The sequence below is a fragment of the Bacillus hominis genome (genome assembly GCF_030348325.1).
Lineage (GTDB): Bacteria > Bacillota > Bacilli > Bacillales > Bacillaceae_G > Bacillus_A > Bacillus_A hominis.
The window spans coordinates 1,672,789-1,687,869 of the sequence record NZ_JAUCFS010000005.1; the positions used below are offsets into that span (position 1 = coordinate 1,672,789).

General features: G+C 35.9%; 13 protein-coding genes, 1 pseudogene and 1 other annotated feature. Of the genes and pseudogenes, 11 read left to right on the forward strand and 3 right to left on the reverse strand.

Translation table 11 applies throughout. From position 1 onward, the window contains the following. Window positions 1–14: 14 nt before the first annotated feature. Window positions 15–1,277 (forward strand): MFS transporter, encoded by a 1,263-nt coding sequence (locus tag QUF93_RS10985; protein WP_289358790.1) that lies wholly within the window; start codon window positions 15–17, stop codon window positions 1,275–1,277. A 29-nt stretch (window positions 1,278–1,306) separates the two neighbouring features. Continuing rightward, a complete protein-coding gene (locus QUF93_RS10990) occupies window positions 1,307–1,585 on the forward strand; it encodes a hypothetical protein (RefSeq protein ID WP_289358791.1) in 279 nt (92 codons plus the stop codon). Window positions 1,586–1,604: 19 nt separating this feature from the next. Here QUF93_RS10990 and QUF93_RS10995 read toward each other — a convergent pair whose 3' ends face one another. After that, entirely contained in the window at window positions 1,605–2,069 is a 465-nt protein-coding gene (locus QUF93_RS10995) for a YozF family protein (RefSeq protein WP_289358792.1), read from the reverse strand. Between the two features lie 89 nt (window positions 2,070–2,158). Here QUF93_RS10995 and QUF93_RS11000 point away from each other — a divergent pair, with 89 nt between their 5' ends. The 3 genes and pseudogenes from QUF93_RS11000 to QUF93_RS11010 all read left to right on the forward strand — a co-directional run bounded on the left by QUF93_RS11000 (window position 2,159) and on the right by QUF93_RS11010 (window position 5,165). Then, window positions 2,159–2,467, forward strand: a complete 309-nt coding sequence (locus tag QUF93_RS11000) for an alpha/beta hydrolase (protein WP_289358793.1) — start codon at window positions 2,159–2,161, stop codon at window positions 2,465–2,467. A gap of 326 nt (window positions 2,468–2,793) precedes the next feature. Beyond that, window positions 2,794–3,597 (forward strand): annotated as a pseudogene (locus QUF93_RS11005) (polyphosphate kinase 2 family protein). A 335-nt stretch (window positions 3,598–3,932) separates the two neighbouring features. After that, a complete protein-coding gene (locus QUF93_RS11010) occupies window positions 3,933–5,165 on the forward strand; it encodes an MFS transporter (RefSeq protein ID WP_434476095.1) in 1,233 nt (410 codons plus the stop codon). 167 nt (window positions 5,166–5,332) lie between these two features. Here QUF93_RS11010 and QUF93_RS11015 read toward each other — a convergent pair whose 3' ends face one another. Beyond that, window positions 5,333–6,316, reverse strand: a complete 984-nt coding sequence (locus QUF93_RS11015; RefSeq protein WP_289358795.1) for a ketoacyl-ACP synthase III — start codon at window positions 6,314–6,316, stop codon at window positions 5,333–5,335. Window positions 6,317–6,496: 180 nt separating this feature from the next. Between QUF93_RS11015 and QUF93_RS11020 the strand changes: the two genes are divergently transcribed. The 6 genes from QUF93_RS11020 (at window position 6,497) to QUF93_RS11045 (ending at window position 12,720) form a co-directional block, all read left to right on the forward strand. Further along, entirely contained in the window at window positions 6,497–7,048 is a 552-nt protein-coding gene (locus tag QUF93_RS11020) for a netrin-like domain-containing protein (RefSeq protein WP_289358796.1), read from the forward strand. A 480-nt stretch (window positions 7,049–7,528) separates the two neighbouring features. After that, a complete protein-coding gene (gene hflX / locus QUF93_RS11025; protein WP_289358797.1) occupies window positions 7,529–8,788 on the forward strand; it encodes a GTPase HflX in 1,260 nt (419 codons plus the stop codon). Window positions 8,789–9,055: 267 nt separating this feature from the next. Further along, a complete protein-coding gene (locus QUF93_RS11030; RefSeq protein ID WP_289358798.1) occupies window positions 9,056–10,267 on the forward strand; it encodes an MFS transporter in 1,212 nt (403 codons plus the stop codon). 10 nt (window positions 10,268–10,277) lie between these two features. Next, complete coding sequence (cysK, locus tag QUF93_RS11035; protein ID WP_289358799.1) at window positions 10,278–11,195, forward strand: cysteine synthase A; 918 nt, start codon at window positions 10,278–10,280, stop codon at window positions 11,193–11,195. A gap of 94 nt (window positions 11,196–11,289) precedes the next feature. Continuing rightward, entirely contained in the window at window positions 11,290–11,802 is a 513-nt protein-coding gene (locus tag QUF93_RS11040; protein ID WP_289358800.1) for a GNAT family N-acetyltransferase, read from the forward strand. Window positions 11,803–11,895: 93 nt separating this feature from the next. Beyond that, window positions 11,896–12,720, forward strand: coding sequence for a DUF4037 domain-containing protein (locus QUF93_RS11045; RefSeq protein WP_289358801.1), 825 nt, complete (start codon window positions 11,896–11,898; stop codon window positions 12,718–12,720). A 41-nt stretch (window positions 12,721–12,761) separates the two neighbouring features. Here the strand turns inward: QUF93_RS11045 and QUF93_RS11050 are convergent, their stop codons facing one another. Beyond that, on the reverse strand, window positions 12,762–14,396 hold the full coding sequence (locus tag QUF93_RS11050) for a putative polysaccharide biosynthesis protein (RefSeq protein WP_289375284.1): 1,635 nt from the start codon (window positions 14,394–14,396) through the stop codon (window positions 12,762–12,764). A gap of 219 nt (window positions 14,397–14,615) precedes the next feature. Next, window positions 14,616–14,839, forward strand: a binding site (T-box leader). Window positions 14,840–15,081: the final 242 nt, after the last annotated feature.

A 15,081-nucleotide genomic window follows, 5' to 3' on the forward strand; every position in this document is an offset into this window, starting at 1 on the left:
AAGAGGAGAGAGCTATGCAAGGAGAAATATCAACAGAGAAAAAGTTAGGTTATGTAGGGAAATTGTTATTACCAGTTAAATTGTCACCACACTTTAAGTTTTTATGGATCGGACAATTACTTTCAACTTTAGGTAGTTCAATAACGATGGTCATTCTTCCTATCGTTGTTTATTCATTAACGGGCTCAACAGTTGTAATGGGAATGACTATGGCAATGTACATGCTTCCTAATATTCTTGCGTTACCGTTTGCTGGATTAGTCGTGGATCGGATTGACCGGGTGAAATTAATGTTATTTACAGATATAATCCGCTGCATACTAATGATGTTATTTGCAACGCTTATATTTATGGACGTTTTAACAATTCCACTTCTATATGTACTCGTAGCGTTATATGGACTTATGGAAGGGATATTTCAGCCGGCGTATTCAGCTGTAAGAGCAAAAGTATTTGTACCGGAAATTCGAAATGCAGCTAATGCATTAACACAAATGAGTAATCAAGGAATACGACTAATTGGACCGGCTCTTGGAGGATTAATCGTTTCAGTTGCATCTGCTGGAATAGGATTTGGATTGGATGCAGTAACGTATTTGCTATCATTTTTATGTTTATTATTTTTAAGAGAAATAAAGTTTAATAAAGCACAGAAATTTGAAAAAAATAAAGTCAATTACAAAAAAGATTTTATGGAAGGGATTCTTGTTCTAAAAAGTCATCCGTGGTTGTGGATTACCATTCTAGTCTTTTCTTTCGTTAATATTTGTTATGCTGGCGTTATCGTTGTATTAATTCCATGGTTGTTTAATGTTCATCACCATTTTGAAGCTTACGTGTATGGATTGGGTATGGCTTCTTCTGGTGCTGGAGCTGTAATCGCAGCACTAATTTTTGGTGGGAAGGAGAGGTGGCATAAGAGAGGATTACTTGCGTATGGTGGTGTTTTAATAAGTGGAATGGCACTATTAATTATGCCTTTCGTGTCTTGGGTACCTGCCTTAATTGGATTAATGGCAATTGAAGGGTTCGGTATTATGATATTCGGGCTCATTTGGGAAACGAGTTTACAAGAACTTGTACCAGAAGAAGCATTTGGAAGAGTGGCGAGCCTTGATATGTTAGGTTCATTTGCTTTATTACCATTAGGATATGTGGTTGTAGGCTGGTTAGCTACTGTAATAGGTGGAAAGATAACCATTATAACACTAGCTATTTTAGTAATCATAACAATTGGAACGGCATTGTCTGTACCAAGTATTCGGCGGTTCGATTGATTATGTAGGCTAAAAGGGGGATATGGTATATGACTATAGAGAGCCTAGATGAGTTAGTAGTAGATGAGTTGGGATGTAAATACGTTTTGGGAGAAAAGGTATTTGAAGCCAGGAATTTTACTGTGTATATTGCTACTCCTATAGAAAGTAAAATGGCATATAGTCGATTGGTTTTAATGAAGCACCTTTCTAATAAAAAAAAATCCGTACATATTTGGTATAAAAAACTTTGTATGGAGGCAACGACAATGGAAGTTGCAAAAGAAGTGACAGAAGCAATTCAATCTGGTTTTGTAAATAAAGAGTAAGCCCTAATCAAATTAGGACTTACTCTTCATTAAATACAAATGTTTGTTTCATTTTTTTACTCTCATTTACTGGATGACCGTTGTAAGAGAAATTCTTTTCTTCCCAAGTAATGACGACTTTGAAATTGTGGCTATTAAAGTCTAATGGGAACACCATGTAGTCAAAGCTTGTATGACTTTTAGAAACGGTGTTATTTGATGTAGTAGGATTAAAGGTAGCTTTAGATGTAGGAGTGTTATCAAGTATTTCCACGGATACATTTGATACATCATTACCAATATTTTTTAAGAGTAAACTATACGTATCATATACACCTTGTTTTGGCTGCACCCCTTGCTTGTTTGCGTTATGAGATTTGTCAATTTCGATATACCACTGTTTAGACTTTGACGCAATTGGTAGTGATTGAAATGTGTATGCATTAGCTTGTATTGGTAGTGCTAAGCAGATAAGGGAAAAAAGAGATATTATTTTTCGTTTCATTTTAGAGAGCTCCCATTCTTTAATGGATTTATTTGTTATTATCTTCTCCTTTTGAGATAATATACCATGCAGTTTAGGGGGAGGGCATATTGAAAGAATTAGTAAGTATGGGAAGCAGCATGTTTTTACAACTGTTATTTTTGTATATATTTATTTCTGGTGTTTTATTGGAACTCAATCCATGGTATGCGGTAGTGGTTTATGTAGCTATTGCTATAATAAGTCTTCTGCTAGGAATATACTCGATTGCTTTCTCTATGAAGAGTAGCTTGAATACTATTTTTCTAACACTACCAGGTGGAATTGTAATAACATTATTTTCAATATTAATTATTGGATTTACAGTGTTTGCTTACTTTTTACCAGAAGGATATATTCCGCCTGTAATTCGTTTGTAGTATAAGTGAATCGATAGAGCTCCTGTTTTTTATTATTAATCTTCTCGAGTATGTCACACGCATACTAAAAAAGAAGGAAACTGTGTAGATATTTTTCGGCATAGTTTCCTTCTTTTTTGTTTTTGTGATTAATAATAAATGTTTGCTAAAGGATACTAAAAAGCATAGCAGGGGGATTAATTTATCAATATAAAGAAGCGTCCAACTTACAAAAGATAGATACAGGTGGAGGGATACGAGTATTAGTTAAAAGGAATATAAATATGAAAAATTTCCCAATAAATATGTTAAAATAACATTGTCATACGACAAGGGGGAATTGTTTTATGGAAAATGGACATCTTGCTAAAGTAGATTTAACGAAAAGAATTGAATCGAAATCTAAATAAAATAAGAAGCTCGAAAAATATCAAATGCGTTTATTGGCACTACAGCAAATTTTAAAAGAAGAAAAAATAGCTGTTATGCTTGTTATGGAAGGCTGGGATGCAGCAGGTAAAGGCGGAGCAATTAAGAGAGTGACGGAACATCTTGATCCGCGTGGATTCCAAGTGAATCCAATTGGCGCGCCTGCTCCTCATGAAAAACGGTATCATTATTTGCAACGTTTTTGGCGGAAACTTCCTCAGTACGGGCAAATTACTATTTTTGATCGCTCATGGTATGGCCGTGTGTTAGTTGAACGTGTGGAAGGCTTTGCTACGAAAGAAGAGTGGAAGAGAGCGTATAATGAGATTAACGATTTTGAAAAACTATTAACAGATGATCATTACATAATAGGGAAGTTTTTCTACCATATTAGTAAAGATGAACAGTTAAAGAGGTTTAAAGATAGAGAGAAAAATCCTTTGAAAAGATGGAAAATAACAGACGAAGATTGGCGTAACCGTGAAAAATGGGACGATTATGTTGAAGCAACGGAAGAAATGTTTGAAAAAACAAGTAAGCCAAATGCTAATTGGCATATTATCGAAAGTAACGATAAATTGTATGCTCGTTTGAAAACGTTAAAAATTATTATTTCATTAATTGAGGATTATTTCTTAGAGCATGGTATAGAATTGCCTTCTTATTATTATGAAATGAAAGATGACATTGAAATTTTACAAAATGTAGATGTTAAAGCATAAATACATGACGAGAGCTGTCCTGTAAATTGATGAAACTAAATTATGGGGCAGTTTTTCTATTTAGAAAACGATGAATTGTTATTAAGGGGAGAGAAAGTTTCAGAGCAGAAATCGCGCGGAAAAAAGATAAACTACCTTCTGAATATAAATTTAAAATTCCAGAAATTTTTTGAGGATATGAAGGCATATCTGTATTTTGATGAGATGAAATAAAGTAACAACTACTATAATTATTGAATAGGAGACAATAATTATAGTACATTAGCAAAGGGGAGTTATTATATAAAGTAGGTGAGGAATTGTTAGATAAAGCGGGGACTTTAATAAGTAATCGTATGTACACGGAAGAAGAGCAACAAAGTTTATATAAACGAACGTTAATAATTGTAAGCATTTCACAAATGTTCGGCGGGGCAGGATTAGCTGCTGGTATTACGGTAGGTGCACTTCTTGCGCAGCAAATGCTTGGAACAGATGCATATGCAGGTTTGCCGACTGCCATGTTTACATTAGGATCTGCGTTAGCTGCATTCATAGTAGGGAAACTTTCGCAGCGATATGGACGCCGTATTGGACTTGCAACAGGATTTATAGTAGGAGGACTTGGGGCAATTGGAGTTGTATTGGCTGCTTTAACAAATAGTATTATTCTTTTACTTATTTCTTTACTTATATATGGTGCAGGTACAGCTACAAATCTACAAGCTCGTTATGCTGGTACAGATTTAGCGAATAAGAAGCAACGAGCAACTGCTGTTAGTATTACGATGGTTATGACGACTTTCGGTGCAGTAGCAGGTCCAAACTTAGTAGGAGTAATGGGAGAGTTTGCTTATTCAATTGGCGTTCCTGAACTGGCTGGGCCATTTATATTATCGGCAGCAGCATTTATACTTGCTGGTCTTGTCCTATTTGTTATGCTTCGTCCAGATCCGTTAATTATTGCTAACATGATAGAAACATATAAACAAGAACATACATATAAAGGGCAACCAGTAACAGAAGAAGCGAAAGAAAATAAACGAGGTATTACCGTTGGAGCGGTCGTAATGATACTTACACAAATAGTGATGGTTGCGATTATGACGATGACTCCAGTTCATATGGGACACCACGGTCATGGTTTAAGTGCAGTAGGCCTTGTGATTGGTTTTCATGTAGGTGCAATGTATCTTCCATCTCTCGTTACGGGAATGTTAATTGATAAAATTGGCCGAACTACGATGAGTATAGCTGGTGGGGTGATTTTACTAGCAGCGGGTGTAATAGCTGCGGTAGCACCGAGTGATTCTTTACTATTATTAATTGTTGCTCTTTCTTTACTTGGATTAGGGTGGAATCTCGGATTGATTAGTGGTACGGCACAAATTGTTGATTCCACAACTCCTTCTACACGTGCTAAAACACAAGGGAAAATAGATGTTTTTATTGCGCTAGCAGGAGCTTCAGGTGGAGCGATGTCAGGAATGGTAGTAGCTAATTCAAGTTATGCGGCATTATCATTAGCGGGAGGGGCTGTAGCCTTACTGCTTATTCCAGTTGTGATATGGTCTCGGACAGGTAAATAAAATGAGCTGTTTTCAAAGCAAGGTAATAGCCCTTTGAAAACAGCTTTTTTGTGATTAGCTAATAGTCTAGTTCGAATCGTTGATATATTTTGAGCTAGGATAGATATATTCAGAAAACCATTAATATAATTTCATTTATCGTAATGTTAGTTGTATAAAAGGAAAATTTAGTTTGAATACCACTCCACAATAAGCCCTAAATGCGTAAGGCCACCGCCAAATCCGTACAGTAAAAGTGTATCTCCGTTAATTAATTTCCCTTCTTTTCTAGCTAAATCTAAAGCGAGTGGAATGGAGACGGAAGATGTATTCCCCATGAATTCCACACTCGTTAATGTTTTTTGCATTGGAATTTGAGATTTCTCACAAATAGATTCGATCATTCGTAAGTTAGCGCTGTGTGGTATGAACCAGTCTATATCATGTATTTGCATGTTTGCGGTATGTAATAATTTTTTTATACCTGCTGGTACCGTGCGTGTAGCCCATTTATATACTTCTCTTCCGTTTTGAATGATTTTTTCATTTGCTTGCAGTGGTGTGCCATTCATAGTAGTAGATAAATTTGTTCTGTACAGATGAATGCCGCCTTCCCCATTTGTTCCCATATGGGTAGCGATAAAGCTTGGTTTGTTTTCGTCTTTTTCTAATAAAATAGCTCCAGCACCATCTCCAAACAAAATACAGGTTGTTCTATCTGTATAGTCTGTTACTTTAGATAATGTTTCAGTCGCTACGACTAGTACTTTTTGGTGGGTACCAGCAGTAATTAAGCTGTTACCGATATGTAGCCCATAAGTGAAGCCGGCGCAAGTAGCGTTTAAATCAAAAGCAAGTGTATGCGGGATATTGAAGTGTTGTTGTATTTGACAAGCAACGCTAGGGAAGACATAGTCAGCAGTTGTTGTAGCGACGATAATGCAGTCAATATCTTCTAAGATTTTCTTATACGTTGTACATAAATTTTCGATTGCTTTAATGGCTAAGTGTGAGGAGTATTCGTCTTCGCCTGCAATCCTTCTTTCCTTCATTCCTGTTCTTTGTACAATCCATTCATCATTCGTATCAATCATCTTCTCTAAATCGTTATTAGATAATATTTGATTTGGAACATAAGTACCAATTGCGGTAATACGAGATTTAGAATGCATAGGAACATCTCCTAACTTATTTTTATAACCTGATACTAATATCAGGTTATAAAAATGTCAATAAAGACTTTTATTGTATTGAAACGATAATGCTTAACTTACTATGAAGGAATTTGGCGAGTGGTGTAAAAATAATATACGAGAAGCTTCTAAAATTGATAATGAAGGAAGTTGAGCTCCTTGAAAAGGATTTTATACATGTTTTCTGTTGTTGTTATTTGTAGTTTTATTCTTATTATTTTTCCAGAGAAATCTTATGCTTGTGATTGTATTAATGTATCAGCAGAAGATGCATTTCAAAAAAACGATGTAGTGTTTGAGGGGAAAGTAATTGAAATTGGAAGGAAAGAGGGAGTTGGAACTGAGGTATTATTTGAAGTGAAGAAAATTTGGAAAGGGACAAATTCTTCGCAAATTATTATATATACAAGTGTTAGTAGCTGTGCATTTCCTTTTGCAAAGGGAGGAGAGTACCTAGTCTTTTCTTCTTACAGAGGAGAAGAAAAGTTAGAGACATCTATCTGCAGTAGCACGAAGAGATTAGATGAGGCAGAGATTGAGAAAAATGCTTTAAGTCATATTGCAAAAGAGTCTGTTCCATCGAAGAAGGTGAATTTAAAAGGGGATATGGCTAACGGTTTAAGTTGGTGGAAAGTTGCTATCATTTCTATAGGTGTGTTATTAATAATTGCTTTTGTTATTGTTTTTGTGAGAAAACAGCGCAAAAAATGACGATTAAAGTAAAAATACAAAGATTTTCTTTCTGTTTCTATAGGTGGTTTAATCTTGTGAAAGCGAATTACTTATGCTACACTTTATGTAACTTAAAATGAACGGAGGGGCTTCCTTTGATCTTAATCAGATTACGTCTCAATACTTTGTGCCAATAATTGAATAGCGCTCAAAGGCTCTGTCTGTGTACAGAGTGAACGGGATTGGTCTGCCTATTTTAAAGGAACCCTTTATTAAGCTTATATGTGAAAAAGAGGGAGGGACGAATACGCCCTCTTTTTGTTTTGCCTTTATAAATAGAATGGGGTCGTATAGGTGAACACTTGTTGGATACGTATACGATCTTGGGACTTTTTGACCATGTATAGGACGAAAGTACTGCTTTCTTCTATTTCTTTGGTGAACCCTTATCCGTTTACGAAAACACAGGCAGTGACCTGTGTTTTTTATTTTGCGTAATCGAAATGGAGGAATAAATATATGGAAGAATTATTACAAAGAGCAATATTAGTTGGAGTAAATTTAGGTAATGAAGCTGATTTTTCATATTCGATGGAAGAGTTAGCAAATCTTACGGAAGCTTGTGATGTGGAAGTAATCGGTCAAGTGACGCAAAATTTACAACGAGTAAATCCGTCGCATTATATTGGAAAAGGGAAGATTGAAGAAGTAGCAGCGTATGTGAAAGAAGCAGATGCAAATATGGTCATCTTTAATGATGAATTATCTCCTTCACAAATTCGAAATTTAGAAGAGGATTTAGATTGTAAAGTAATTGATCGTACCATTTTAATTTTAGATATTTTTGCGCAGCGTGCGAAAACGAAAGAAGCGCAGTTACAAGTAGAAGTGGCCCATCTTCAGTACATGATGCCTCGTTTAATCGGTCTTCGTGAATCGTTAGGAAGACAGAGCGGCGGAGTTGGTACGAAAAATAAAGGTGTCGGTGAGAAGAAGTTGGAATTAGATCGTCGTAAAATTGAAGAGCAAATTGCAGCTCTAAATAAAGAATTAGAAGCACTTGTTGCACAGCGCCAAACGCAGCGTAAACAACGTAAGAAAAATGAAATTCCGGTTGTGTCATTAGTAGGATATACGAATGCAGGTAAATCAACGATAATGAATACAATGCTTGAAATTTTTAATGGTACTGTAGAGAAACAAGTATTTGAAAAAGATATGTTATTTGCGACGTTAGAGACATCTGTACGAAATATTGATTTGCCAGATAATAAATCATTTTTATTAACGGATACAGTTGGATTTGTAAGTAAATTACCGCATCATCTTGTGAAAGCATTCCGTTCAACGCTAGAGGAAGTGGCGGAAGCAGATTTACTCATTCACGTTGTAGATTACTCAAATCCCAATTATGAGCAATTAATTGATATTACAAATGAAACGTTAAAGAAAATTGGCGTGGAAAATATCCCGACGATTTATGCATACAACAAATCAGATATGGTAGATGTTGAAATTCCGAAAGTGCAAGAAGATCGCGTTTACCTATCTGCGAAGAAACATGTTGGAATTGAAGAGCTTGTAGAAATGGTTCGCTCACACATTTATAAAGAGTATACGAAGTGTGAAATGTTAATTCCATATGATCAAGGACAGGTAGTTTCGTATTTCAACAATCATGCGCACGTTTTATCTACGAGTTATGAAAACGAAGGTACGAAAATTGCACTAGAATGTAAGACGAGTGATTACGAGAAGTATAAGCGTTTTGCTATTTAATAGAAAAGGCGATCCTAATATGTTTTAGGATCGCCTTTTTCTTCATAGTTGCAAGCCTTCCTTTCGTCCTGTTCCAGTATAAAAGAAAATACAGAGAGTTCATATAAACAAATCCGACAAAGCATATAGAAAAAATATATTTTTTTAGAAGTTGAATTTCTGGAAAAAGAAATGAAACCAGTATAGAATAGAAATGTTTCAAAACTCAGAATTTATTACACCTGCTGTAATAAATATATAATTTGTACAGAAAGGAGAGATTCATATATGCAGGCAGTTGCGCAAAAAAATACAGTAGAAACACCGACGATATATCGAATATTATTTGCGATTAGTTTCGGACATTTTTTAAATGATTCGATGCAAGCAGTTGTGCCGGCTTTGTTTCCAATTTTGGAAAAAACGATGAATTTATCCTACATGCAAGTAGGGTGGATAGCGTTCGCGTTAAATATGACGTCATCGATTATGCAACCGGTTTTTGGGATGTATTCAGATAAGAAGCCGTCACCATTTTTATTACCACTCGGTATGTTTTCGAGCATGCTTGGGATGATTGGGCTCGCGTTTGCCCCGAATTTTATTATTGTTATTATTTCTGTTTTATTTATTGGATTAGGTTCCGCAGTCTTTCATCCAGAAGGTGCCCGAGTTGCTTATATGGCGGCAGGTGCCAAACGTGGTTTAGCACAAGCGATTTATCAAGTGGGAGGAAATACAGGGAACTCGCTAGCACCTATTTTTACAGCGCTCATTTTCGTTCCACTAGGTCAAATTGGTTCTCTAGGTTTTACTGCTTTCGCAGCGGTAGGGATTGTATTGTTACTTTTTGTTTCAAATTGGTATAAAAATGAATTAGCGACTGGTGCTGTAAGAAGGAAAAAGAGGGCTGCACTTGAGGCTGAAAATGCGATTGTAAGTACGCACATTAAATTTGTTATTATACTTCTTGTTTTTCTAACATTCGTACGCTCTTGGTACGGTGCTGGTATCGGGAATTTCTATCAATTTTATTTAATAGAGCATTACGGTTTATCTATAAAAAATGCACAGTATTTCGTCTTCGCTTTTATGATTGCTGGTGTATTAGGTACTTTCTTTGGTGGTCCGCTAGCTGATCGATTCGGTAAGAAAAAGATCATTGTCTTTTCAATGCTCGGTTCAGCGCCGCTAGCACTATTGTTACCGCACGTTTCTCTCGTGTGGGTCGTACCGTTGTTTTTATGCATCGGATTTATTAGTTCTAGTAGTTTTAGTGTAATCGTTGTATACGCACAAGAACTTGTTCCAGGTAAAGTTGGAATGGTATCGGGATTAATTGTTGGCCTTGCGTTTGGTCTTGGAGCATTAGGTGCTGTAGTCCTTGGAAAATTAGCTGATATGTATAGCCTTCAATTTATTATGTTATTATGTAGTTGTTTACCATTAATTGGACTAACTTCATGGTTACTGCCAAATGATAAGAAAACGATAGAATAGGAGATGTGCTATGAAATTATGTGAAAACGTTACAGAATTAATAGGAGACACACCTGTCGTCCGATTATCTAAATTTATTCCAGAAGACGCAGCGGATGTGTATGTAAAACTGGAAATGTTTAATCCATCTCGCAGTGTGAAAGATCGTGCTGCTTATAATTTAATTCATATTGCTGAGGAACACGGTCTCATTAAGCCGGGTGATACAATTATTGAACCGACAAGTGGAAATACAGGAATTGGTTTAGCGATGAATGCAGCAGCTAAAGGATATAAAGCTATTTTAATTATGCCAGACAATATGTCCAAAGAGCGTATTAATTTATTGAAAGCATACGGAGCAGAAGTAATTTTAACACCAGCGGAACAAAGAATGCCAGGAGCAATTGCAAAGGCGGTAGAGTTACAAAAAGAAATTCCAAATAGTTTTATTCCGCAGCAATTTGAAAACCCAGCAAATCCGAATATTCATCGTTATACGACTGCACTTGAAATTTATGAACAAATGGATGGAGAACTTGATGCATTTGTAGCAACTGCTGGAACGGGCGGGACTATTACAGGGACAGGTGAAACATTAAAAGCGAAACTACCAAACTTATATATTGCAGTAGTAGAACCGAAAGGATCACCAGTGTTATCTGGTGGTGTTCCAGGCCCTCATAAACTAGTCGGAACAAGTCCTGGTTTTATTCCAAAAAACTTAAATACAGAAGTGTATAACGAAATTATTCAAATTGCAGATGAAGAGGCATTAACTACAATGAGAAACTTAGCAAGACAAGAAGGATTACTAGTAGGGCCATCTTCAGGAGCTTCTGTTTACGCCGCAATTATGATAGCGAAGCGCCTAGGCGCTGGTAAAAAAGTTTTATGTATTGCGCCTGATACAGGGGAACGTTATTTAAGTATGGGGCTATTTGAATAAAAGTGATAGAAGCATTTTAATAGTAAGGATGAAAATCCTCTATTAAGGTGCTTCTTTTAGAACAATAGAGAATGGATGAGTGGGGAAAATGACAATGAAACTATTGGAACCAACATACGAATATAGCGAACAAATTATAGAGTATAGGCAGGCATTTTTACAGTCAGGAGAACAACCGCACGGTAGTAGTTCTTTACAAAATTTTGATTCTCTTGATGAATGGTTTGAAAAAGTTGATTTACAAGAAATAGGAGAAAACTTACCACCCAATCGAGTGCCATCTAGTCAATTTTTAAGTTTTGAAAAAGGAGAACTTATAGGTTTTGTGAATATTAGACATCGATTAAATCCAGAATTATTGCTGGAAAGTGGTCATATCGGTTATAGTGTCCATCCGAATAAACGTCGCCAAGGTTACGCTACGAGGCAACTGCAACTCTCATTGGCTGAGGCGCAAAAGTTAGGATTGCAGAAAGTGTTAATAACTTGTGATAAGTCTAATATTGGTTCTGCTAAGACGATTCAAAAGGTTGGCGGTGTGTTAGAGAATGAAGTAGTTTCTTCTCATACCGGCGAAATTGTTCAGCGTTATTGGGTAGAAATTTGATTAAGTGTGAATTTGAAAAGGTAAGATAATATGCAATATCGAAATAGATAAATGAAAAGCGAGGAGAGTACTGCGGTATTAGGGGGGAATGAAATGGGATTAAAAGAGAAAGCGATTGAAATGTCAGAGATTTATAGACAAAACTCGAAAATCGAATCCATTATTTTAGCAGGTTCAGTAGCTAGAAAGTTAGAAGATGAACATTCAGATATTGAATTACATATTTTATGGTCAGCGCCACCAGAGGATGAGGATCGTAAAGGGCCTATTAACCATATTGGTGGCACTATTTTGTCATATCATCCTTATGAGGAAGAAGAATGGTCGGAAACGTATTTGACGAAAGAGGGAATTAAATTAGAGATTAGTAACTTTTTAACAGAAACTGTTGAAAAGTTTATTTTAGATGTTGTAGATTTATATGATATAAATTATGAGAAACAATGTATTGTATCATCCGTCCATGATGGTATGAGTTTGTATGGAGAAAAGAAAGTGAATGAATTAAAAGATAGAGTGGCGGTGTATCCAGAAGAACTAGCGAAACGAATGATTTCAGAAAACCTTTGGTTAAGCAATCGTTGGCATAATCGAGAGGCACTTTTGAAACGAAAAGATTGGCTTATGCTTTATGATGTTATTTGTGAAGTGCAAAGGAATATATTTGGTGTCTTGTTTGGAATGAACCGAATGTACGTGCATCATCCTGCATTTAAATGGATGCCATATAATGTGGAACAAATGACTATCAAACCTGAAAATTTATATGAGCGTATGACGAATACATTAATAGGGAGTCCAGAGTATAGCGTGCGAGAGTTAGAAGTACTAATCGAGGAAGTATTACATTTGGTAGAACAATATGCTCCAAAGTTAAATATTGCTGAACAACAAAAGCGTATTCAATATGCAAAGTAAAAAAAGAAGAGATGTAACAACGAGTTACATCTCTTCTTTTTTTATTTTACTAATTTTCCTAGTACGGGTAATCGTTGAATCCTATCACCGAGAATATGTGAAGCAAGTCCACTCGTTAATACGAATAATAGATAAACAAGTCCTCCTGCTGCGGCGCATATAAACACAATGATCAGTGATTCTATATAAGATTGTCCAGGAATAATCCAGCTTATAAATGCTCTTAATGCAATTACAACAGCAGACATTGCTGCGGAGTAAATCGTAATAAGAAGTACTGTTTTTGCGGTTTCACCAATTTTGAATTTCGCAAACTTAACGATGCAGTACAGCATAATAATATTTGAAACGAGATATCCAAGAATTGTTCCAAGTACAGCACCGTGTCCGCCGAATAAATGTAAGAGCGGTGTGTTCACTAAAACCTTAACGAGAATACCGACTGAGAATGCAATCATTGTTTTTCTTTGATAATCAATTCCTTGTAATATAGCTGCTGAAACTGTAAAAATCGCACTTAATATAGCAGAAGGTGCAAATGAAATTAAATATTGTGATCCGCCAAGTGCAATTTCAGGATTTACATAAACCATGCGGAATGCATCATAAGCTATACTAGCAAGACCAAATGCGGCTGGGATAGTGAAGAATAACAATACTTGGAATATCTTTGAAATTTGATCTTGTAATTCTTCTAGTTTCCCGCTTGTAAATGATTTCGTTATAGCAGGAATAATTGTTAATGAGAATCCAGTTGCAAGTGAAGCTGGAATCATAATTAACTTTTGTGCATAGTTCGTTATATAAGCGAAAACTGCATTCGCGGTTTCTAAAGGCTCTCCCATCGCTCTAAGGACATCAGCTACGGTATATTGATCTACTAACGTATAGAGCGGGATTGCAATGCCTACAAATACAATTGGAATTGCATAACGTAGTAATTCCATATAAATACTTCTTAACGAAATATTAGATGATCTCGTTTTTAGCTCACCTTCAGGTGGCTTTAAACCATTATATTTTTTCCAGTACATCATTAACATGGAGACGCTCGCAAGTGCACCAATAACGGCACCAAATGTAGCAACTGCAACAGAAGAAGCTACTGAACCACCTAATAGTTTCGAGACAATAAAACTACCAACTAAAATGAAAACAACGCGCGCAATTTGTTCTACGACTTGAGAAACAGCACTTGGTTTCATATGTTGAAAACCTTGGAAATAACCACGTGTAACACTCATAGCTGGTACGATAATAAGCGCGAAACTTAATGCCCGCATTGTAAGTGTTACGTCGGCAATAAATTGTGGATCTGGTGTTTTAGAGCGAATAATAAATTGTGATATGTACGGTGCTCCAATAAATAAAATTAAAAATCCTAAAAAGCCCATAAACAGCATCAATTTTACGCTAGAGTTATATAATTTTTTACTTGTACTATAATCACCGAGCGCATTATGTTTTGCAACAAATTTGGAGACGGCAATAGGAATACCAGCTGTTGAAAAACTTAATAAAATACCGTACCAAGAGTATGCATATCCATATAAAGCGACCCCTTGTGTTCCGACTAATAATTGAAAAGGGAAGAAGTATATAAAACCTAAAATACGTGAAATCATTGTGGCACCGCTTAATAAAGCAGTTCCTTTTAAAACTTTTGAAGTAGACAAAATTTTTCCTCCTACTCGTGCTGCCTTGCATTCATCGTATACTACTATAAACCTGCTAGAGAAGTTAATACAGTATAAACCATAAATGTTCTAATACTATTCATACAAAAGTCATATTTTGAATTTTCAAATAGAATGTGCTACATAAAAATTCAAAATATAAGTTGACACTATTTTTAATGTATGATAAAAATGATAGTAATCAATTCGGAAAATAATATTTGGGCAATGAAAGGGTATAGTAGTGAAAATCTCCCTATTTCAGAGAGCTGATGGTTGGTGTGAATCAGTATATAGATTATTCATGAAGTTCGTCCTGGAGCATCTTTCATAAATCTCGCATTGTGAGGAAATGAAAGACGGTAGTGCATACCGTTATCAAATAAAGTGGTGAAGATTTTGTTCACAACTAGGGTGGTACCGCGATATATATCGTCCCTACGTATTTACGTAGGGACGTTTTTTATTTAGGTCTTACTTTGTTGTGTCTTCATAACTAGGGTGGTACCGCGATATTTTGTCGTCCCTACGTATTTGCGTAGGGGCGTTTTTTATTTAGGTCTTACTTTTGTTGTATCTTCATAACTAGGGTGGTACCGCGATATTTTTGTCGTCCCTACGTATTTACGTAGGGGCGTTTTTTAGTTGAAGGGAAGTGGTTGTATTAGATCGGGGTGGTAATAGA